Source organism: Saccharothrix espanaensis DSM 44229 (genome assembly GCF_000328705.1).
GTDB lineage: Bacteria > Actinomycetota > Actinomycetes > Mycobacteriales > Pseudonocardiaceae > Actinosynnema > Actinosynnema espanaense.
Genome location: NC_019673.1, coordinates 6,732,997 through 6,752,715 on the forward strand (window position 1 = coordinate 6,732,997; position 19,719 = coordinate 6,752,715).

General features: G+C 73.2%; 19 protein-coding genes. 10 read left to right on the plus strand and 9 right to left on the minus strand.

Annotation, left to right across the window (positions count from 1 at the left end; genetic code table 11):
- The first annotated feature begins 5 nt into the window (after positions 1–5).
- Positions 6–473, plus strand: a complete 468-nt coding sequence (locus BN6_RS28970) for a MarR family winged helix-turn-helix transcriptional regulator (RefSeq protein ID WP_015103386.1) — start codon at positions 6–8, stop codon at positions 471–473.
- A gap of 9 nt (positions 474–482) precedes the next feature.
- Here the strand turns inward: BN6_RS28970 and BN6_RS28975 are convergent, their stop codons facing one another.
- Positions 483–1,109, minus strand: a complete 627-nt coding sequence (locus tag BN6_RS28975) for an FMN-binding negative transcriptional regulator (protein ID WP_015103387.1) — start codon at positions 1,107–1,109, stop codon at positions 483–485.
- 178 nt (positions 1,110–1,287) lie between these two features.
- On the opposite strand from BN6_RS28975, the gene BN6_RS28980 reads away from it, so the two are divergent.
- Positions 1,288–2,088, plus strand: a complete 801-nt coding sequence (locus BN6_RS28980; protein ID WP_015103388.1) for an NAD(P)-binding domain-containing protein — start codon at positions 1,288–1,290, stop codon at positions 2,086–2,088.
- A gap of 9 nt (positions 2,089–2,097) precedes the next feature.
- Here BN6_RS28980 and BN6_RS28985 read toward each other — a convergent pair whose 3' ends face one another.
- Entirely contained in the window at positions 2,098–2,358 is a 261-nt protein-coding gene (locus tag BN6_RS28985; RefSeq protein ID WP_015103389.1) for a hypothetical protein, read from the minus strand.
- Between the two features lie 89 nt (positions 2,359–2,447).
- Positions 2,448–3,527 carry an Lrp/AsnC family transcriptional regulator gene (locus BN6_RS28990; protein ID WP_331712608.1) on the minus strand — a complete coding sequence of 360 codons (1,080 nt, stop codon included), beginning with the start codon at positions 3,525–3,527 and terminating at the stop codon, positions 2,448–2,450.
- A gap of 98 nt (positions 3,528–3,625) precedes the next feature.
- Here BN6_RS28990 and BN6_RS28995 point away from each other — a divergent pair, with 98 nt between their 5' ends.
- The 4 genes from BN6_RS28995 (at position 3,626) to BN6_RS29010 (ending at position 8,579) form a co-directional block, all read left to right on the plus strand.
- Positions 3,626–4,801 (plus strand): M20 metallopeptidase family protein, encoded by a 1,176-nt coding sequence (locus tag BN6_RS28995; protein ID WP_015103391.1) that lies wholly within the window; start codon positions 3,626–3,628, stop codon positions 4,799–4,801.
- A gap of 192 nt (positions 4,802–4,993) precedes the next feature.
- Positions 4,994–6,574: a nucleotidyl cyclase domain-containing protein gene (locus BN6_RS42580; protein WP_015103392.1), complete on the plus strand. Its 1,581-nt coding sequence runs from the start codon at positions 4,994–4,996 to the stop codon at positions 6,572–6,574.
- A 153-nt stretch (positions 6,575–6,727) separates the two neighbouring features.
- Positions 6,728–7,291: a DUF5134 domain-containing protein gene (locus BN6_RS42585; protein ID WP_015103393.1), complete on the plus strand. Its 564-nt coding sequence runs from the start codon at positions 6,728–6,730 to the stop codon at positions 7,289–7,291.
- Positions 7,292–7,361: 70 nt separating this feature from the next.
- The gene (locus BN6_RS29010) at positions 7,362–8,579 is read left to right on the plus strand and encodes a serine hydrolase domain-containing protein (RefSeq protein ID WP_015103394.1); all 1,218 of its coding nucleotides are present in this window, start codon (positions 7,362–7,364) and stop codon (positions 8,577–8,579) included.
- A 5-nt stretch (positions 8,580–8,584) separates the two neighbouring features.
- Here the strand turns inward: BN6_RS29010 and BN6_RS29015 are convergent, their stop codons facing one another.
- The 3 genes from BN6_RS29015 to BN6_RS29025 are packed head-to-tail and all read right to left on the minus strand — an operon-like array spanning position 8,585 to position 10,379.
- Positions 8,585–8,992: an arsenate-mycothiol transferase ArsC gene (locus BN6_RS29015; RefSeq protein ID WP_015103395.1), complete on the minus strand. Its 408-nt coding sequence runs from the start codon at positions 8,990–8,992 to the stop codon at positions 8,585–8,587.
- Complete coding sequence (locus BN6_RS29020; RefSeq protein WP_015103396.1) at positions 8,989–9,690, minus strand: aquaporin; 702 nt, start codon at positions 9,688–9,690, stop codon at positions 8,989–8,991. The genes BN6_RS29015 and BN6_RS29020 overlap by 4 nt, the downstream gene beginning before the upstream one ends.
- Complete coding sequence (locus tag BN6_RS29025) at positions 9,690–10,379, minus strand: arsenate reductase/protein-tyrosine-phosphatase family protein (RefSeq protein ID WP_015103397.1); 690 nt, start codon at positions 10,377–10,379, stop codon at positions 9,690–9,692. Before BN6_RS29025 ends, BN6_RS29020 begins: the two co-directional genes overlap by 1 nt.
- Before the next feature lie 253 nt (positions 10,380–10,632).
- On the opposite strand from BN6_RS29025, the gene BN6_RS29030 reads away from it, so the two are divergent.
- A complete protein-coding gene (locus tag BN6_RS29030; RefSeq protein ID WP_015103398.1) occupies positions 10,633–11,781 on the plus strand; it encodes a glycosyltransferase in 1,149 nt (382 codons plus the stop codon).
- Between the two features lie 100 nt (positions 11,782–11,881).
- On the opposite strand, the gene BN6_RS29035 is transcribed toward BN6_RS29030, so the two are convergent.
- Together BN6_RS29035 and BN6_RS29040 are read right to left on the minus strand one after the other, a co-directional pair.
- A complete protein-coding gene (locus BN6_RS29035) occupies positions 11,882–13,237 on the minus strand; it encodes a GntP family permease (protein WP_015103399.1) in 1,356 nt (451 codons plus the stop codon).
- Positions 13,234–13,806: a gluconokinase gene (locus BN6_RS29040; protein WP_015103400.1), complete on the minus strand. Its 573-nt coding sequence runs from the start codon at positions 13,804–13,806 to the stop codon at positions 13,234–13,236. The genes BN6_RS29035 and BN6_RS29040 overlap by 4 nt, the downstream gene beginning before the upstream one ends.
- 123 nt (positions 13,807–13,929) lie before the next feature.
- Between BN6_RS29040 and BN6_RS29045 the strand changes: the two genes are divergently transcribed.
- Both BN6_RS29045 and BN6_RS29050 read left to right on the plus strand, forming a co-directional pair.
- A complete protein-coding gene (locus BN6_RS29045) occupies positions 13,930–14,751 on the plus strand; it encodes a FadR/GntR family transcriptional regulator (RefSeq protein WP_015103401.1) in 822 nt (273 codons plus the stop codon).
- A 30-nt stretch (positions 14,752–14,781) separates the two neighbouring features.
- Positions 14,782–15,882: a glycosyltransferase gene (locus BN6_RS29050; protein ID WP_015103402.1), complete on the plus strand. Its 1,101-nt coding sequence runs from the start codon at positions 14,782–14,784 to the stop codon at positions 15,880–15,882.
- A gap of 151 nt (positions 15,883–16,033) precedes the next feature.
- Here the strand turns inward: BN6_RS29050 and BN6_RS29055 are convergent, their stop codons facing one another.
- The gene (locus tag BN6_RS29055; protein ID WP_015103403.1) at positions 16,034–17,869 is read right to left on the minus strand and encodes a S8 family peptidase; all 1,836 of its coding nucleotides are present in this window, start codon (positions 17,867–17,869) and stop codon (positions 16,034–16,036) included.
- A 287-nt stretch (positions 17,870–18,156) separates the two neighbouring features.
- Here BN6_RS29055 and BN6_RS29060 point away from each other — a divergent pair, with 287 nt between their 5' ends.
- Entirely contained in the window at positions 18,157–19,164 is a 1,008-nt protein-coding gene (locus BN6_RS29060; RefSeq protein WP_041318506.1) for a helix-turn-helix transcriptional regulator, read from the plus strand.
- Positions 19,165–19,719 lie beyond the last annotated feature (555 nt).

The following is a 19,719-nucleotide window of genomic DNA, read 5'->3' on the forward strand; positions in this document are numbered from 1 at the left end:
GGCGGATGGTCGACAACGCGGCACTGGTGCGCCTGCTGCGGCAGCTGATCGTGGAGTCCGACCACTTCGTCGGGATGCTCGGCGAAGCCCAGGGCATGCACCGCACGGACCTCAACGCGCTGGCGCTGATCATGGACGCGCGGTGGCGCGGCGAGCCGCTCTCGCCGGGCCGGCTGGCCGAGGCGATGCACCTCAGCGCGTCGGCCACCACGTCCGTGCTGGACCGGCTGGAGGCTTCCGGGCACGTCGAGCGCTCGCGCAGCACGCGCGACCGGCGCAAGGTCGAACTGCGCGTGCCGGACGGGGCGCTCGCGGCCGGCCGGGAGTTCTTCACCCCGCTGGACGGGGCGTTCCGCACCGCGTGGGCGGGGTTCGACGAGGCGGAGCGGGCCACGATCGCCCGGTTCCTGGCGGCCAGCATCGAGGCGACGGTGGCGGTGCGCGGCGAGTTCGTGAAGCACCGGCCGGAGTGACCGCCCGGGTCACCCCGCCGGGCGCGCCACCCTGGCCCGGTCGACCGCGTCGGCGCCCGTCACGTCACCCGCGGCCCGCAGACCGGCCACGACCCCGTCGACGTCGGCGGCGGACCGGTTCTGGCTGAGCTTCCACTTGGCCTCGATCCGGCTGATCGCCACCTCGACGCCCACGATCGCGCGCAACTGCCCGGCGACGAACCGCTCCGGCGCGTCGTCCACCGACCACGGCCGCTCCCGCCCGGCCTCGTGCCGGTCGGTCAGCTCCCGCACCATCCGGCCGACCCACTCCGGATCGTCGTGCACCGTCAGCTCGCCGTAGACGTGCGCGGTGATGTAGTTCCACGTCGGCACGACCCGACCGTGCTCGGCCTTGGTCGCGTACCAGGACGGCGACACGTACGAGTCCGGACCGCGCACGATCACCAGCGCCTGGCCGAGCACCGGCGTGCGCCACTGGTCGTTGTTGCGGGCCAGGTGACCGCGCAGGGTGCCGGCTTCCGGGTCGTGGACGAACGGGAGGAAGGTCGCCAGCGGGCCGTCCGGCGTCGCGGTGACCAGGTCGGCGGCACCGTGGTTGCGCAGCAACTCGCGGACGTCGTCCTCGTGCGGGGCGAACTGTGCGGGCACGTACACGCCCTCCAGGGTGGCCCGACCAAGTGGCTACCTACAAGCGCCAATACACCACCGATCCGACAAGTCCACTTTGCGCCTGCCCGCAGCCCGGCGGACCCCACGTCCTCCGTTGACGACGCCCGCCGGGCCGCGCCGACGTAGAGTTCGCGAGGGAGGAACTTGATCAGGGGGACAGGACATGCCGCAGTCGTCGGAACCGGACGAGCGCGCGTCGGTGGCGTACGGGTTCGTGGGCACGGGCGAGATCGCGGCGGCCATCGTCGAAGGGCTCGGCATCGATGCCGGCACCGCTCCCCCGGTCTTCCTGTCCCCGCGCGGGCGCGCGGTCGGGCAGCGGCTGGCCGAGCGGTTCCCGAACGTCCGGGTGTGCGACAGCAACCAGGACGTCCTCGACCACGCCACGGCGATCGTGCTCGCGGTGCGCCCGCCGCTGGCCCGCGAGGTCTTGGCGGAGCTGAGTTTCCGGCCGGAGCACACCGTCGTCAGCGCCTTGGCCGGGGTGCGGCTGGACGACCTGCGCGGGTGGGCCGCGCCGGCCGCTCGCGTCGTGCGGTCCATCCCACTGCCGACGGCCGCGCGCGGCCGGAGCCTGACCGTGGTGTACCCGGAAGACCCCGTCGCCCGTGCGCTGTTCGACCGGCTGGGCGGTCTCGTCGTACCGGCCGGGGAGGATGCCTTCGAGGTGTTCAGCGCCGCGACGGGCACCTTCGCCGCGCACCTCGACTACCTGGCCACCATCGCGCGCTGGCTCGCCGACCACGGCATCGACCACGACGACGCGACCGCCTACACCGCGCACATCTTCGGGCAGCTCGGCCAGACCCTGCTGGAGAGCGACGACTCCCTCGCCGTGCTGACCGAGAAGCACCTGACGCCCGGCGGGTTCAACGAGCAACTGCTGAACCACCTGCGCCGTGACGGCGTGCCGGACGCGGTGCGCAAGGGGCTCGACGGGCTCCTGGTCCGGCTGCGCGGTTAGTCCGCCCCGTCACCCCTCGCGCGGGCGGGACCAGTCGGTGCGGTGCGGGCGGTTGGCCTCGGCGACGTTGCCGATCTCCTCGGGCCGCTCCCCCACCTCCACGACCCTGGACCGCTCCGCCGCCGGCGCGCGCCACCACCGCGAGCGTTCGCAGGTGCACGGGTGCCGGGCGTCGATCAGGACGAAGGTGCCGTCCGGCTTCTGGACGGGTTGGACCCAGCTCATGGTGCCGCTGTCGTCGCACAGCTCGCACGGGACTTCCGGTTGCACCGGACGACCATCACACGCGCCCCGGTGCCCGGCATGACAACTGGTGCGTTCGGAGCAATGACCACCCCTGGCGGTGACACCGGCCGGTGTCAGCGGTCGGGACCGGGTCGTTCCCCCGGGCGGTCGGGGGCCCACGGGTCGATCGGCACGACGCCGGTGATGCGGCCGGTGTCGTCCAGCAGGCACCCCATCCGCTTGGCCTGGTGCAGGGTGACCGCCCGGTCGGTCAGGGTCAGGTGGGGCAGCTTCCGCGCCAGTTGGACCTCGAACCGCTGGATGTCACCCAACGACCGCAGCCACAGCGTCATGACCAGGTTGTCGGACCCGGTCACGGCGGCGCACAGCCGCACCTCCGGCAGCGTCGAGAGCGCCGCGCCGGTCCGGTCCAGCAGGTCGGGCGGGACGCGGGCCCAGAACGTCGCGGCGATCGGCCGGCCGGTGATGTGCCGGGCCACCTCGCAGCGGAAGCTGATCAGGTTCGCGTCCACCAGCTCGTTGAACCACCGGCGCACCGTGGCCGGGTTCTGCCCGGTGCCCTTGGCGATGTCGGCGGCCGTCCGGCGACCGTCCGCCAGTTCGCGCAACAGCTCCCGGTAGCGCGGCTTCCACACCGCGCCGTTGCGGGCCGGAGCACGCGGCGGCCGGGGTGGCGATTGCGCGGCCAACGACCCGAACCGCCAGTCGGCACCCTCGCCGTAGACCGTGGTCGCCGTGCAGGTGCGGGTCCCGCGCACGCCCGCCAGCCCGTGCAGCCGGCGCAACACCAAGTCGGACAACGCTTCCAGGTCCGAGGTGAGCACGGTGAGGAAGAGGTCGCGGCCGCTGCTGATCACCGAGATCGCGACGATCTGCGGCACCTGCGCCAACTCCCGCACCGCCCGTCCGCGCGCGGCGGGCTCGATGTCCAGTTCGATGAACGCGTTGCAGTGGTCCTGCGCCCACGTGGCCACCGTCGGGTAGGCGGTGACCTGCACCAGCCGCGCGTCGCGCAGCGCCTGCCAGCGGCGCGCGGCGGTCGCCGGGTCGATCTTCAGCAGCGTGCCGACATCGCGCCACGCGGCCCGTGGATCGGCTTGCACCGCGTGGATGATTTTGAGATCTGTCTCGTCCGGGATGAGCGAATCCTGCACGGGAGGCCCCTTCTGTGGACGTTGAGGCCGGAACAGCACCCGAGACTGGCAGCCGCGGAGATGCTCGGCAAGCCCTCCGGAGCACGTCCGCCCCGACCCGGAGGAGCGAAGTCCGGACCACACCGAGGAGTTGCGCCATGTCCGTTCTCGACGACGCCGCCGCGCTGGGCGACGACCTGGTCCGGCTGCGCCGCGCGCTGCACGCCGACCCGGAGATCGGTCTCGACCTGCCCCGCACGCGGGCCAAGGTGCTCGCCGCGCTCGACGGCCTGCCGCTGGAACTGGTGCTCGGTGAGCGGTCGACCTCGGTGACCGCGGTGCTGCGCGGCGCGCAACCCGGCCCCGTCGTGCTGTTGCGCGGCGACATGGACGCGCTGCCGATCCAGGAGCGCACCGGGCTGGACCACGCTTCCCTTGTGCCCGAGGCGATGCACGCCTGCGGGCACGACCTGCACACGGCGATGCTCGTCGGTGCCGCGCACCTGCTCGGCGGCCGGCGCGAGGAAGTGCACGGGGACGTGGTGTTCATGTTCCAGCCCGGCGAGGAAGGCCACGACGGCGCGGCCGCGATGATCGCCGAAGGGGTGCTGGACGCGGCCGGCCGCCGTCCCGCGGCCGCCTACGCCCTGCACGTGTTCTCCTCGGGCGTGCCGCACGGCGTGTTCAGCGCCCGCCCCGGCACCACCATGGCCGCCTCGGACGGTCTGAACGTGACCGTCCGGGGCAAGGGCGGCCACGGCTCCCGACCGCACCGGGCCAAGGACCCGATCGCCACGGCGTGCGAGATCGTCACCGCGCTGCACGTCATGGTCACCCGGCGAGCCGACATCTTCGACCCGGTGGTGCTCACCGTCGGCTCGTTCCACGCCGGCACCCGCCGCAACATCATTCCCGACACCGCGCGATTCGAAGCCACCGTCCGCACTTTCTCGCCCACCGCCAAGAACAACGTGAAGGACGCCGCGATCGTGCTCGTCAACTCGATCGCCGAGGCGCACGGGCTGCACGCCGAAGTCGAGTACGTCGACGGTTACCCGATGACGGTCAACGACCCGGCCGAAACCTCTTTCGCCGCCGACACCATCACCGACCTGTTCGGCCCGGACCGCTTCGCGCCACTGGCCCGGCCACTGCCGGGAGGCGAGGACTTCTCCCGCGTGCTGCGCGCGGTCCCTGGTGCGTTCGTGCTGCTCGGCGCGGGTGACGGCAGCTCCGACAACCACTCCCCCACCGCCGTGTTCGACGACGCGCTGCTGTCCGACGGAGCCGCCGCGCTCGCCGAGATCGCACTGCGCCGAGGCCGGGCCGGCTGATCCCCGCCGTTCCGGCGATCCCCGCACGAGAGTCCGCGAACGATCTCCGGTTCGCGCAACTTTCCCCGCGGCGTGGCATCGCGGCTGGAACCGTTCCGACAGCCCACCGCGACGACTCCGCCGAAATCGATTCTGCGAAACTTGAGCGCGATCCGAACCACAGCGCTGCGCCGACAGTCAGGAGAGGGACGGATGCCACCGCCGCCGCGGGCGATCCACTACACGGTCGTCGTGGTCGACGTCGAAGGGTTCGGGGACGGCGCACGCACCACCCCGGACCAGTTGAAGGTGCGCAAGGGGTTGTACCGGGCGCTGCGCCGCGCGTTCGGGTGGGCGGGCCTGCCCTGGGCGCGGTGCCGGCGCGAGGACCGGGGCGACGGTGTGCTGGTCCTGGCACCGGCCTGGATTCCCAAGGCGCTGTTCGTGGACTCGCTGCCGGGCGCGCTCGCGGCGGCCGTCCGCGAGCACAACCGCGACCACCGGGCCGGGGAACGGGTCCGGCTGCGGATGGCGTTGCACGCCGGGGAAGTCGCCCACGACGACCACGGGGTGACCGGCGACGCGGTCAACCTGACGTTCCGCCTGGTGAACTCCGATCCCGTCCGGGCGGCGCTGACCGGGTCGAGCGGCGTGCTGGCGGTGATCGCCTCGGACTGGTTCCACGACAACGTCATCCGCCACACCGACGACGTCGACGCGGCCGCGTACCAACCGGTTCCCGTGGTGGCGAAGAAGACCGAGACCGTCGGGTGGGTGTGCCTGCCCGACGACGGCCACCCGCCGGGCACCGTGTACCTGCCACCGCGCCACGCCACCCGTCACGCCGTCCTGCCGGGCGTGCTGTTCGCGGTCCTGGCGCTGGTGACGGCGGGGCTCCCGTCGTCCGGGCCGCTGCCGGAGAACACGTCTGCGGCACTGCCGGCGGTCGGCGATCCGCGCACGGCGGACCCGTGCGCGCTCATCGAGCCCGCTGTGCCCGCGTTGCGGCGGTTCGGCACGGCGTCGATCGAGCGCCACTACGGCAACTTCGACCGCTGCGACCTCCGCGTCCAGCCGCCGGAGGCGGGCGAGCTGCTGGTCACGGCGACCCTGGTGAACCCCGGGCCGATGCCGGACGCGTCGACGGGACGTGCCAGGAAGCTCGGCGCGGTCACGGTCGTGTTCGAGACCGCGCCGGACCGATCGTGCGACCACCTGATGGCGCTGCCCGATCGGAACCGGGTCGTGGTCGGCGCCCGTGCCACCCGGCGTTCCGACACCGGGCAACCCGACCTCTGCGGCGTGGCGGACGTGGCGGCGGAGCAGGCGGCCGGCGCGCTCAACCGGGGCGCGTTGCGGAACCGGCGGGCGCTGCCCGAGCACACACTCGTCAACGTCGACGCGTGCCGCCTGCTCGGCACAGCGGACTTCGCGGGCCTGGACGGGATCGACGCGCGGCACCGCGAAGCGGGCTTCGGGAACTGGGACTGCGAGTGGGATGCCACGAACAGCGACACCTGGGTCCGCCTGCGGTTCGACCAGAACCCACCCCTGGACCCGACCGAACACCGCCCGCAGCGAGTCGGCCGCCACACGGTGTTCGTCACGCCCGAGGAGGAGGGTGAAGTCATCTGCCTGGCCCGCGTGGCGTACCGGACGTTCGAGGACAACGGCGGGCCCAAGGCCGAGATGCTCCACCTCGAAGTCGGCGGCCCGCTCCCCGTGGACCAGTTGTGCACCCACGCCACCACCCTGGCCGCGGCGGCGGCGGACAAACTGCCGCCCGTCGACTGAACCGCCACAGGACGATTCGGCGCGACGCGGCGCAACCCCTCGCCGAGCCGCGCCGCTGACGCCGCCCATCGGGGAGATCCGGGCGGCGGCGGGAACCAGACCCGTCGCCCGGACGACAACTTGCGCGGACTACCGAAGCACGGACGGGCGGGGATGATCGAGAATCTGGCGGCGTGCTGGGCGTTGACCGCGGCGTTCGGGACGGTCGGGCTGGCGCACTTGCGCGGCCTGGTGCCGGGCACCCCGGTGGTCCAGCGGGTCGGCGAGGTGGCGCACGTGGCGATGTGCGGTGCCATGATCGCGATGCTGTGGCCGTGGGGCGGGTGGCTGCCGAGTTGGCCGCAGGTGGTGCTGTTCGCGTGCGCGGGGGCGTGGTTCACCGCGCACGGCCTGGTGATCGTCGTCTCCGGCGAGCCCGCGTTGCGGGTGGCGGCGGTGCCGGCGTCGCACGCCCTGGGGATGTTCGCGATGGTGTGGATGCTGGTGGCGGCGGGCACGGGGGCGCACCACCCCGGCGGGCCCGGGTCCGCCGGCCCGGCCTGGCCGGTGTCCTTCCCCGCCTCGGTGCTGGGCCTGGGTTCGCTGGTCGTCGCCGGGTGGTGGCTGGTCAAGGCGCTGCGCCGGGACCCGGCGGGCCGGGTGGCGCCCGACCTGTCCCTCGCCGGGCACGCCGTGCTCAACGGCGGCATGGCCGTGATGCTGCTCGCGATGCGCTGACCGACCGTGTCAGGAGTGGGGTCAGCGCGGTGACTGACCGGTGTCAGCGCGGCCGGTGATCGTGATCGCCATGACCAGCTCACAGATCGCGGCCTCGAAGCCGCGCAGGACCAGGAAAACCGCCCGACGCGCGGGCGTGGCGGCGGTGGCGGTCGCGCTGCTGGCCGGGGTGGCGACACCGGCGGTGGCCGCGCCGGACCGCTCGGCCGGGCGGGATCGACCCGAACTCCGGGCGGCCATGCGGGAGATCGTCGACCTGGGTGTCGCCGGCGTGCAGGTGCGGGTGCGCGACCAGCGCGGCGAGTGGGCCGGCAGCGCCGGGGTGCGCGAGCTGGGCAAGGCGGCGGCACCGCCGACCAACGGGCGGTTCCGGGTCGGCAGCGCCACCAAGACGTTCACCGCGACCGTGGTGCTGCAACTGGTCGGGGAGGGCGAGATCGGGCTGGACGCGCCAGCGGCCGACTACCTGCCCCGGTTCGGCCTCGACCGGCGGATCACCGTGCGGATGCTGTTGCAGCACACCAGCGGGGTGTTCAACCAGACCGGCGAGTACTACCCGGACGGGACGGTCGTGCCGGGGATCACGTGGTCGGGCCGGGAGTGGGTGGAGAACCGGTTCCGCACCTACCGGCCGGCCGAGCTGGTCCGGTTCGCGCTGGCCAAGCCGCTGCGGTTCGCCCCCGGCACGGACTGGAGCTACTCCAACACCAACTACGTGCTGGCCCGGCTGCTGGTCGAGGAGGTCACCGGCCGGCCGTACGCCGAGGAGCTGCGGCGGCGGGTCCTGCGCCCGCTCGGGCTGTCGGGCACCTCGGTGCCGGGCACCTCGCCGGAGGTACCCGGACCGCACGCCCACGCCTACTACCGGTACGAGGACGGCGGCCGGACGAAGACCGTCGACGTCACCCGGCAGAACCCGTCGTGGATCTCCAGCGCCGGCGACCTCATCTCGACCACCGAGGACCTCGCCACGTTCGCCTCCGCGCTAGCCGCCGGGAAGCTCCTGCCGGCCCCGCTGCTCGCCGAGATGCGCGCACCGCACCCGAAGAGCGGCGTCCACCGCTACGGCCTCGGGCTGTTCGCGCCGGACCTGGGCCCGAACTGCGGCGGAGCCCTGCTCAACCACAACGGCGGCGTCCAGGGCTTCGCGACGCTGATGTACAGCACGCCCGACGGCCGCAAGACCCTCACCGCCTCGCTGACCTACGTGGACGACGCCGCGATGTCCCTGGCGGGGACGGTCCCGAAGGTGGTGGAGACCCTCACCCGGTCGGCGTTCTGCGAGTAGCCGGATCAGTCTTTGCCGTCGAGCAGTTCGGCGAGCAGGGCGCGGACCCGGCGGTCGATGTCGTCGCGGATCGGCCGCACGGCGTCGACGCCCTGCCCGGCGGGGTCGTCGAGCGGCCAGTCGAGGTAGCGCTTGCCGGGGAACACCGGGCAGGTGTCGCCGCAGCCCATGGTGATGACGACGTCGGAGGCTTCGACGTCCTCGGTGGTGAGCTTGGCCGGGACCTCGGCGGTGAGGTCCAGGCCGAGTTCGGCGAGCGCCTCGGCGGCGGCCGGGTTGACCTCGTCGGCGGGCGCGGAGCCGGCCGAGCGGACGGCGACCCGGCCGAGCGCGTAGTGCTGGAGCAGCGCGGCGGCCATCTGGGAGCGTCCGGCGTTGTGGACGCAGACGAACAGGACTTCGGACTTGTTCACCGTGAGGCTCCTTCGGGGACGGCGGCGGGTCGCGGGTAGAGCAGGCGCAGGACCGGGATGGCGACCGCCAGGCCGACGAGTTGGGCGAGTACGTAGGCCGGGACCGAGGCGGGCGCGATGCCGGCGAAGGTGTCGCTGAACACCCGGCCGACGGTGATGGCCGGGTTGGCGAAGCTGGTGGAGCTGGTGAAGAAGTAGGCCGCGCCGATGTAGGCGCCCACGGCGGCCGGGGCGCGGTCGGCGCGGCCGGACCGGACCAGGGCGAAGATCACCAGCAGCAGGCCGGCCGTGGCGACGACCTCGGACAGGCCGTGCGCGACCGTCGCCCGGTCGGTGGTGCTCACGCTGACCGGGGCCAGGCTGAACATCGCGTTGGCCAGCACCGCCCCGGCCGCGCACCCGACGACCTGAACGGCGGCGTAGCCGGGCACGTCACGCCAGGACAGGCCGCCGAACACGGCGTCGGCGAGGGACACGACCGGGTTGAAGTGGCCGCCGCTGACCGGGCCGAAGACCAGGATGAGGGCGTAGAGGCCGACCGCGGTGGCGGCGGCGTTCTCCAGCAGTTGCAGGCCGATGTCGTGCGGGGACAGGCGTTGCGCGGCGATGCCGGACCCGATCACCAGCGCGGCGAGCAGCAGGCTGCCGAGGAACTCGGACACCAGGCGGTGCGACAGTGGGCGTATCAGCGGACGCATCACGCCTCCCCCGGCAGGCGAGTCGCGGGCACGAGACGTTCGACGCGGTCGGCCAGGTCGCGGAACGCCCGGTCGAACGCGTCCGGGGTGCCCACGGCGGCCGGATCGGGCACCGACCAGTGCAACCGGTCGGCACGCTCCTCGCCCAACTCCTCGTGGGCGTTGTCGCACACCGCCACGACCAGGTCGTCCGGCTGGAGCACCTCGTCCAGGTGATGCGTGCGGGCACGGGCCAGCGACAGCCCATGTGAGCGGGCGGTCTCCACCGCCAACGGGTGTACCCGCCGGGCGGGTTCGGTTCCCGCGCTCGCGACCGGAACCCGGCTGCCGCGCTTCCACAGGGCGGCGGCGAGCTGCGAGCGCGCCGAGTTGTGACTGCACACGAACACCACCCGTGGCACCCGCCGCAGACCCCGGGGAACGAGATCGGCCAGCACGGCGGGACGCAACCGCAGGTAGGTGCGGCGGTGGTCGGCTTCCGACCGGGACCGCTCCACGACACCGGCCTGTTCCAACAGCTTCACGTGGTGCGCCAGCAGATTGCTGGGCAGGCCCAGCGCACGGCCCAGCTCGCTCGGCGAGGCATCACCCAGCAGCAGCAACTCCACCACGGCCAGCCGGGCGGGCTCACCCAGCGCCGCGTGCACCCGCGCACGGGCGACCAGATCGAGCGACCAGTCAGTGTTCATTGAGTCAATGGTGATTGACTGAGCATCCGGCGTCAAGTGCGGGATCCCGCGCGCGTGCGAGGGTGTTCTTCCTCTCTTTCGCCGACCCACCACCGGATCCGCCGGCCGGTGACGCACCGGCCCACCGGCCGCGTCGACGCACGTCACGGGTGACAACCCCGACCGGGGAAGGCCCGACGAACCGTCATCGGCCGGTCGCCCAGGGTGGAATGCCGGAATTCATCGGGTGTCGAAAATGGGTACGATCGAGCCGGTGAAGATCCTCTTTTCGAGCCTCGGCTCGCACGGGCACACCTATCCCCTGCTACCCCTGGCGATCGCGGCGCACGAGCACGGCCACGACGTCACCTTCGCGACCACGCCCGACTTCGCGCCCGCGGTCGAGCGGCACGGCATCCGGCACCTGCCGGCCGGGCTGGGCATGCGCGCGGCGGTCACCGAAGCGACCGCGGTGGGCGCCGACGACCCGATCGTGCCCACCGACGTCGACCAGGAGCTGATCCTGCGGGTGTTCGGCTCGATCCTGCCGCGCCGCAACTTCGCCGACCTGACGCCGTACCTGGAGCGGTCGCGGCCGGACCTGGTGGTGCACGAGCTCGCCAACCCCGGCGCGGGCCTGGCCGCGCGGGTCGCGGGCATCCCGGCGCTGTGCCACGGCTTCGGCCGGATGTGGGAGTCGGACCTGCTGGAGGCGCCGACGCCGTTCCTGGAGTTCTGCGCCGAGATCGGCGTCGACGTGCCCGCCGAGCACCCGATGGTGCTGGGCAACCCGTACCTCGACGTGTGCCCGCCGTCGGTGCAGGACAAGAAGTTCCTGGCGGCGGTGGACGCCATCGCGCTGCGGCCGGTGCCGTTCGCCGAGCCCGGCGACCTGCCGGACTGGGTGGTCGCCCACGATCAGCCGCTGGTGTACCTGACGCTGGGCACCGCGTTCGGCAGTTCCGACGTGCTGCGCACGGCGATCACCGGGCTGTCGGAGGTCGAGGGCACCCGGCTGCTGGTCGCGGTCGGCCCGTCGGTCGAGCCGGGGATGCTGGGCGAGGTCCCCGAGCAGGTCACCGTGCTGCCGTGGGTGCCGCAGGCGGACCTCTTGCGCTACACCGATCTCGTGGTGCACCACGGTGGCAGCGGCACGACGTTGGGCGCCTTCGGCGCGGGCCTGCCGCAGCTGGTCCTACCGCAGGGCGCGGACCAGTTCAGCAACGCCGAGGCGGTGCTCTCGCACGGGCTGGGCGACCGGCTGGTGGGCGACCTGGTGACCTCCGGGGCGATCGCCGACCGCGCCCGCCACCTGCTGGTCGACCCGGCGGTGCGGGCCGCCGCCGGCACCGTCGCGGCCGAGGTCGCGGCCATGCCGTCACCGGCCGAGGTCGCCGCCCGGCTGTCCGAGTACGCCCGCTAGTCCACCGCTGTTCCGCGGCTCCTGGGGTGTGGCCGTTTCGCCGCGGAGGTGTTCGACCGTTCCGGGACGCGGGCATGAGCGATCATGCCCGCGCACCGCGTCAGACGACCAGGTCGACCAGCAGCACCAGCAGCAGACCGGTCACCGAGATCAGCGTCTCCATGATCGACCACGTCTTGACGTTCTGCCCGACGGTGAGTCCGAAGTAGCCCTTCACCAGCCAGAAGCCGGCGTCGTTGACGTGCGAGAAGAACAGCGAGCCGGCCCCGATCGCGAGCACCAGCAACGAGGTCTCGGCCGGGCCCAGGGTGGTCACCAGCGGCGCGAGGATCCCCGACGCGGTCACCGTGGCGACCGTCGCCGAGCCCGTGGCCAGCCGGATCAGCACCGCCACCAGCCAGGCCAGCAGCAGCACCGACAGGCCGCTGCCGGCGACCCAGTCGGCGATCAGCTTGCCGATGCCGGTGTCGATCAGGGTCTGCTTGAACCCGCCGCCGGCGGCCACGATCAGCAGGATGCCCGCGATCGGCGGCAGCCCGGACTCGACGGTCCCGGCGATCTGCCGGCCCGTCATCGCCGCGCCGCGGCCGAGCGTGACCATGGCGACGAGGACCGCGATCAGCAGCGCGATCACCGGCGTGCCCAGGAAGTCGAGCACCGCCCGGACCGGGTTCCCCTCGGCGGCCACGATGTCGGCCAGCGCCTTGCCCATCATCAGCACCACCGGCAGCAGCACGGTGGCCAGCGTGACGCCGAACGACGGCCGGGGCTTGGCGTCGTCGCGCTGCTCGCCCTCGAACAGGGCCGGCGCGGGCACGTCGACCCAGCGCGCGGCGAACCGGGCGAACAGCGGCCCGGCGACGGCGACCGTGGGCACCGCGATGAGCACGCCCAGGCCCAGGGTGATGCCGAGGTCGGCGTTCAGGGCGTTCACCGCGACCAGCGGACCGGGGTGCGGCGGGACCAGGCCGTGCATCGCGGACAGGCCGGCCAGCGCCGGGATGCCCAGCCGCATCAGCGGCAGCCCGGAGCGCCGGGACACCAGCAGGATCACCGGCATGATCAGCACCAGGCCGATCTCGAAGAACATCGGCAGCCCGATCAGCGCGCCGACCACGGCCATCGCCCACGGCAGGGAGCGCGTGCTGGAACGGCCGATGATGGTGTCCACCAGGGTGTCCGCGCCGCCGGTGTCGGCGAGCAGCTTGCCGATCATCGCGCCCAGCGCGATCAGCGTGCCGACGCCCGCCGCCGTGTCGCCGAAGCCCTTGGCGAAGCTCGCCACGGCGGTGTCCATCGACAGTCCCGCGATGGCGGCGACGACCAGCGACGAGATCGTCAGGCCCAGGAACGGGTGGAGCTTGAACCGGGTGATCAGCAGCACCAGCAGGGCGATGCCCACGACGGCGGCGGGTACCAGCCGGCCGGCGGACAGGGCTTCCAGGGCGACGGTCATCTCGGGTGTCCTTCCTCGGCGGTGAGGCAGGTGGTGGCGTCGGCGGTGAACCGGGTGTCGACCACAGCGCCGATCCCAGCGCCGATCCCAGCACCGACCACGGCGTGGACCAGGGCGTCGACCGGCTGGTCGAGGTCGAGCACCAGGCCGGGCTCGTCCGGCGCGAGCGGTTCGAGGGTGGCGAACTGGGAGGCCACCAGGCCGACCGGCATGAAGTGGTCGGACCGGGCGGCGACCCGCCGGCGGACCACCTCCGGGTCGCCGGCCAGGTGCACGAAGCGGACCGCCGGCGCGGCGGCGCGCAGGCCGTCGCGGAAGGTCCGCTTGAGCGCGGAGCAGGTGACGACGCCGCCGTCCGGGTGGGCGGCGAGCCAGTCGCCGACCGCGCGCAGCCACGGCGCCCGGTCCGCGTCGTCCAGCGGCACGCCGGCGGCCATCTTGGCGATGTTCGCCGGCGGGTGGAAGTCGTCGGCGTCGGCGAAGGGCACGGCCAGCCGGCGGGCGAGCGCGGTGCCCGCGGTGGTCTTGCCCGATCCCGACACGCCCATGACCACGATCGGCTGCGGCACGGTCCGGCTCCCTTCGTCACCGTCGTTCGTGTCGCACAGCGTGAACTATTAATCAGGTTTTTACAACGGTCGGACCGCAAAAACCTGTTCTTTATCGTTGAGGTACGCCTGACCAGCCCAATCATGAGAGGATTCGGCCTCGTGGAGACCAAAGCGGGGCTGCACGAGACCGTCCTGGACGAGCTGGGCAAGCTGATCACGTCCGGCGCCATCCAGCCCGGCGACGTGCTGCGCATCGACGAGCTCGCCGAGCGCAACGGCGTGTCCCGCCCGGTGATCCGCGAGGTGGTCCGGGTGCTGGAGTCGATGGGCGTGCTGAGCACCCGCCGCCGGGTCGGCGTCACGGTCGCCGGGCGCGCCGCGTGGAACCTGTTCGACCCGCGGATCATCCGCTGGCGGCTGGACAGCGCCGACCGCGAACCCCAGCTCACGCTGCTGGGCGAGCTGCGCGGCGGGATAGAGCCGGTCGCCGCCGCGCTGGCCGCCGTGCGCGCCACCCCCGAGCAGTGCGGCGACCTGACCCGGGCCGTGGTGGACATGTCCGTGCACGGCAAGGCCGGCAACCTCGACGCCTACCTCGACGCCGACCTGCTCTTCCACCGGACCCTGCTGGCCGCCTCGGGCAACGAGATGCTGGCCGCGCTCACCGGGGTGGTCTCGGAGGTGCTGATCGGCCGCACCCACCACGGCCTGATGCCGGAGCACCCGAACCCGCTCGCCATCCGGCTGCACGCGGACGTGGCGCAGGCCGTGCAGTCCGGCGACCCGTCCGCCGCCGAGCGCGCGATGCGGGAGATCATCGCCGAGGCCACCGACGCGATCGTCCACGAGTCCACTCCGGACAGCCCCGTCGGCACAGTCGGCACCGCCGACGCAGGCACCGCCGACGCAGGCACCGACAACGCAGGCACCGACAACGCGGGCAGCGCGCGCCCGACCCGGTAACGGCCGGACCGCGCGGCCCGATCCCCTGGTATGCGCGTGCTGTTCGCCACCACCGCGAACATCGGCCACTTCGGACCGATGGTCCCGTTCGCCCACGCCTGCGCCCGCGCCGGGCACGAGGTCCGGGTGTGCGCGCCGGAGTCCTTCGTGGACACCGTGCGCGGCACCGGCCTGACCTTCGTGCCGCTGGGCGAGCCGACGCCCGGCGAACGCGGCCCGCTGCTCGCCCGGCTGCCCTCCCTGCCCCGGCGGGAGGCCAACCAGGTGGTGATCCGGGACCTGTTCGCCGGTGTCGACGCCCGCGCCGCGCTGCCTGCGATGGAGCGGGCCGTCGACGGGTTCCGGCCCGACCTCGTCGTGCGGGAACTGGCCGAGTTCGCCTCGTACGCGGTGGCGCAACGGCGTGGCGTGCGGCAGCTGGAGATCGCCATCGGGCCGGCCGAGACCGGCCGGGCGGTGGCCGCGATGCTGGACGACGCCCTGGCGGCGCTCGGCTGCGACGACTCCGGCCTGCTCGACACCCCGCTGGCGACCGTCGTGCCGGAACGCCTGGACCCCGCCTCCACCCGGCCGACCCGGCGCTTCCGGTACCAGCCGCCGCCGGCGGCCGACCGGGGCGTGCCCGCCGTGCCCGGCGACGGACCGCTGGTCTACGCCAGCTTCGGCACGGTCGCCGCCGCGCTGCCGTCGTTCGCCGGGGCGTACCGGGAACTCGTGGCCGCCGTCGCCGGCCGACGGGTCCGGGCGCTGCTCACCGTCGGCCACGCCGGCGACGCGCTGGACACCGTCCTGGCCGCCCCGCCGCACGTCCGGATCGAGCGCTTCTGGCCCCAGCAGGACGTGATGCCGCACGCGGCGGCCGCGATCGGCCACGGGGGCTTCGGCACGACGATGACCGCGCTGGCGCACGGCGTGCCGCTGGTGGTGGTCCCGCTGTTCGCGTCCGACCAGTTCCTCAACGCCGAAGCGGTGGCCCGGGTGGGCGCGGGCGTCGCCGTCGACTCGCCCGCCGACATCGGCGAAGCGCTGGACACCGTCCTGGCCGACGACAGCTATCGCCTTGCGGCACAACGACTCGCCGCCGACATGGCCGCGCTGCCGCTACCCGACGCCTCGGTGTTCGAGCACTAGGAGGTGTTCGGGGTTCGGATCTGGCTAGCGCCCGAACGCGTACCCCGCGCACCGTCACCCTCGCGGGTGGCGGGACGCGAGCAGCCGGGGACCGCCCCGCAGGGAACGGCCCCCGGCCGACTGGAGTGTCAAGCTCCAGTGCTCGACGCCACTACAGCGTCAAGGTCCACGTGTCGATCGTGCCGACGTCCGCCCGCGCCACGTCCCGCACGCTGAGCTTCCACACACCGTCACGCGCCTCGGACGACAGGTCCGCCGTGTAGGTCGTGTCGATGTTGTCGGCGCTGTCCGACCCGCTGGAGTTCTTCAACCGGTACGCCGTGCCGTCCGGCGCGACCAGGTCGATCGTCACGTCGCCCCGGTAGGTGTGCTTGATGTGCACCTCGACCTTGCTCGCCGCCGACGCGTTGCCGCCGCAGGCGGTGAAGGTCACCGAGCTGGTCACCGCCGCGCCGAGGTCCGGGATGGCCACGTCGGTGCCGTTGGTCTGCGGCTGGCAGCCCTCGCCGACCACGTTCCAGGTGAAGGTGGTGCTGCCCGCGCCGCCGGCCGACGCGGTCGCGGTGGCCGTCACGGTGTACGCGCCGGGCGTGGTGGCGGTGCCGCTGACGACACCGTTGGACGCGCCGATGGACAGGCCGGGGGGCAGGCCGGTGGCCGACCAGGTGTACGGCGCGGTGCCGCCGGAAGCCGCGAGCTGGAGGTTCGCGCCCGCGCCCAGCGGCGTGTTCTGGGTGCCGGGGTTGGCCACGGTCACGCCGCCCACGGTGCCCTTGTTGACGCGCAGCAGGCGGTTGGGGGTGCCGGTGCCGGGGTTGGTGACCTTGCCGGTGACGGCCTGGGTGGTGATGGCGGTGTGCACCTCCGCCGGGGTCTTGGCCGGGTTGTCCGCCAGGTACAGCGCGACCGCGCCCGCCACGTGCGGCGAGGCCATGGACGTGCCGCTCATCGTCGCCGAGCCCGTGTTGTTGCTGTACGACGCGGAGACGATGTTCTGGCCGGGCGCGAACAGGTCGCTGCACGTGCCGTAGCTGGAGAACGACGCCCGCGCGTCGGTGTTCGCGGTCGCGGCGACGTTGATCGTCTCGGTGACCCGCTGCGGGGAGTACTTGCAGCTGTCGTCGTTGAAGTTCCCGGCGGCCACGACGTAGGAGACGCCGGAGCGGACCGACGCGCGCACCGCGTCGTCGAGCACGCGGCTGGGCTCGTTGGCGGTGCCGGTGTAGAGGCTCATGTTCGCCACGGCCGGCTTGACGGCGTTCGCGGTCACCCAGTCGACGCCCGCCGCCTCGGTGGACACCGAGCCGCTGCCCTGGCAGTTGAGCACCCGGACGGCCTTGAGCTTGACCTTCTTGGCCACGCCGAAGGTGGCGCCGCCGACCGTGCCGGACACGTGCGTGCCGTGGCCCTGGCAGTCCTTGCCGTTCTGGCCGTCGGAGAAGGCGTCGAAGCCGAACGAGGCGCGGCCGCCGAAGTCGGAGTGGTTGTAGTTGATGCCGGTGTCGATGACGTACGCGGTGACGTTCGACGCCTCGGTGGAGTAGCTGTACTTCTGGTTGAGCGGCAGGGAGTCCTGGTCGATCCGGTCCAGCCCCCACGACGGCGGGTTGTTCTGGTCGGTCAGCAGCCCGACGGTGCGGTCCTGCTCCACGTACGCCACGGCGGGGTCGGCGGCCAGGCGCTTGGCCTGCTTGGCCGACATGGTGGCGGAGAAGCCCTTCACCGCCGCGCGGTAGGTGAAGCCGATCTTGCCGCCGTACCGGTCGACCAGCGTGTCGGCCTCGCCGCGCACGGCGGCGCCCGCCAGCCGGTCGTTCTTCAGCACGACGATGTAGTTGTCCGGAACCGCGTTCGGCGCGCTCTCCGCGACGATCGGGCCCTCCGGTGCGGCGGTGGCCGCGCCGGGCAGGACGACCGCGACCGCGACGGCGGCGGTGGCCGCCAGACCGAGGCCGAGGATTCGTCCGGGCAGGGTGGGGTGTCTCATCACTGCTCCTTCGTGCAGGGCGCCCGGAACGGCCAGCCCTCGATGGCCTCGGGTGTTCCGGGCGGGTGAACGAGCGGTGTCCGATCGGACACGGCGAGTATTTGCCGAGCGGAGAGGGCCCGACAAGAGACTTTCGTACGGTTCCGGCCGGTTCAGCCCCGTCCGGGATGTCCGGTTCCCGACAATGTCCGCAGCCGCCGGCCACCCGGGCGCACCCGACGACCGGCCCCTTGACGACACGCGGGCGTCGTCCTACCGTCGCCGCACGTTCGCCCTGCGAGGTGGAGATGTTCCTGTTGGAACCGGTCGGCCTGGGTCGGCGGGACAACGACGTCTACCTCGCCCTGCTGGAGCTGCGCCGCGCGACCGCGGTCGAACTGGCCGAGCACGTCGGCGAGTCGCCGGCGGCGGTCCGCGCCTGCCTGGCCACGCTGGTCGGCGCGGGTCTGGTGCACCAGCTGGGCTACGCGCCCGCCGCCTACCTGATCGTCGCGCCGGACGAGGCGCTGGCCGCGCTGATCCAGCGCCGGCGCGGCGACCTGGCCCGGATGCAGGTGCACGCCGAGGAGCTGGCGCAGCGGCTGCGGTCCGGACCGCCGCGCACCGGCTCGCCGGTGGAGCTGGTGGAGGGCGAGGACGCGGTGATCGCGTCGGTGACGAGGTTGCAGGCGCAGGCCCGCAAGGAGGTGCTGGCGGTCGACGCGCCGCCGTACCTGGGCGGACAGTGGAACCCCAACGACTTCGAGATCACCCAGCTGGCGGTCGGCGTCGAGTACCGGTTCGTGTACTCCGCCGACTCGCTGTCCACCCCGATGCACGTGGCCAACATGCGGCGCTGCGTGGAGGCCGGCGAGCAGGCCCGGGTGCTGCCGGACGCGTCGATGAAGATGCTGATCGTGGACCGGCACACCGCGCTGATGCCCGCGTCCTACCAGGACCCGGACCCGGCGGTGCGGCTGCTGGTGCGCGAGTCGGCGCTGATCGACGTGCTGGTGTGCGGTTTCGAGCAGATGTGGCAGCGGGCCACGCCGGTGCTGTCGGAGGCGGTGCTGTCGGAGGCGGTGCTGACCGGGACGGGGCAGCCGACGGCGGTGGCGGACCGGCCGGTGCCCTCCGCCCGGGACGGCGAGCTGCTGGCGCTGCTGGCCTCCGGCATGAAGGACCGGTCGATCGCGCGGGCGCTGGGCGTGACCGAGCGGACGGTGGGCCGGCGGGTCACCGAGCTGATGACCGAACTCGGCGCGCAGTCCCGGTTCCAGGCCGGGCTGCTCGCCTCCCGGAAGGGCTGGATCTGACCCTGGGTCCAGCCCGAGTGCACCGGCCGGACCGTCGGGGACTTCCCGGCCGGGCTCTCACCGGTCGCGCGACGACGTTCTCCGCCCTGGTGTTCTCCGCTTTGACTGTTCTCAAGGTCGCGGGGCCCGCGCCGGCCGCGAGCGCCACGCCCACCCGGCCGTCCAGGTCCACCGCGCGATCGGTCACCCGCAGGTCGGGCAGCGTGGCCAGGGCCTGGTAGAACGCGGCGCGCAGGTCGGCGGGGACCCAGCCGGTCGCCGGCACGTCCGCCACGACTCCCAGCGGGCCGCCCGGCCGGTCGCCGGCCGCCTCGACCAGCCGGCGGTGCAGTTCGGCCGGCCCCGCCGACACCCGAGAGCACCGGGCCACCGGCCCCCGCGAACGTTTGCCGGTCCACGGCGGCCAGGACGCGGGCTCGGCCGGCCGTGAAGCTGTCGTCGGTCATCGGCGGGGTGGCGGCCAGCACGGCCCGCACTGCGGCGTCCACCCGGTCGTCGTCCACCAGCGCCTCGCCCATTCCCGCACCATCCCGCTCTTCCTCCACCAAGCGCAGC

Bases quoted from the DNA above. Each gene is read 5' to 3' on its own strand.
- BN6_RS28980 (WP_015103388.1), top strand. From the start codon at position 1,288: ATGCCGCAGTCGTCGGAACCGGACGAGCGCGCGTCGGTGGCGTACGGG.
- BN6_RS29020 (WP_015103396.1), bottom strand. From the start codon at position 9,690: ATGCGTCCGCTGATACGCCCACTGTCGCACCGCCTGGTGTCCGAGTTC.
- BN6_RS42585 (WP_015103393.1), top strand. From the start codon at position 6,728: ATGATCGAGAATCTGGCGGCGTGCTGGGCGTTGACCGCGGCGTTCGGG.
- BN6_RS29045 (WP_015103401.1), top strand. From the start codon at position 13,930: ATGAGAGGATTCGGCCTCGTGGAGACCAAAGCGGGGCTGCACGAGACC.
- BN6_RS28995 (WP_015103391.1), top strand. From the start codon at position 3,626: ATGTCCGTTCTCGACGACGCCGCCGCGCTGGGCGACGACCTGGTCCGG.
- BN6_RS29050 (WP_015103402.1), top strand. From the start codon at position 14,782: ATGCGCGTGCTGTTCGCCACCACCGCGAACATCGGCCACTTCGGACCG.
- BN6_RS29035 (WP_015103399.1), bottom strand. From the start codon at position 13,237: ATGACCGTCGCCCTGGAAGCCCTGTCCGCCGGCCGGCTGGTACCCGCC.
- BN6_RS29055 (WP_015103403.1), bottom strand. From the start codon at position 17,869: ATGAGACACCCCACCCTGCCCGGACGAATCCTCGGCCTCGGTCTGGCG.
- BN6_RS29010 (WP_015103394.1), top strand. From the start codon at position 7,362: ATGACCAGCTCACAGATCGCGGCCTCGAAGCCGCGCAGGACCAGGAAA.
- BN6_RS29025 (WP_015103397.1), bottom strand. From the start codon at position 10,379: ATGAACACTGACTGGTCGCTCGATCTGGTCGCCCGTGCGCGGGTGCAC.
- BN6_RS42580 (WP_015103392.1), top strand. From the start codon at position 4,994: ATGCCACCGCCGCCGCGGGCGATCCACTACACGGTCGTCGTGGTCGAC.
- BN6_RS29060 (WP_041318506.1), top strand. From the start codon at position 18,157: ATGTTCCTGTTGGAACCGGTCGGCCTGGGTCGGCGGGACAACGACGTC.
- BN6_RS28970 (WP_015103386.1), top strand. From the start codon at position 6: ATGGTCGACAACGCGGCACTGGTGCGCCTGCTGCGGCAGCTGATCGTG.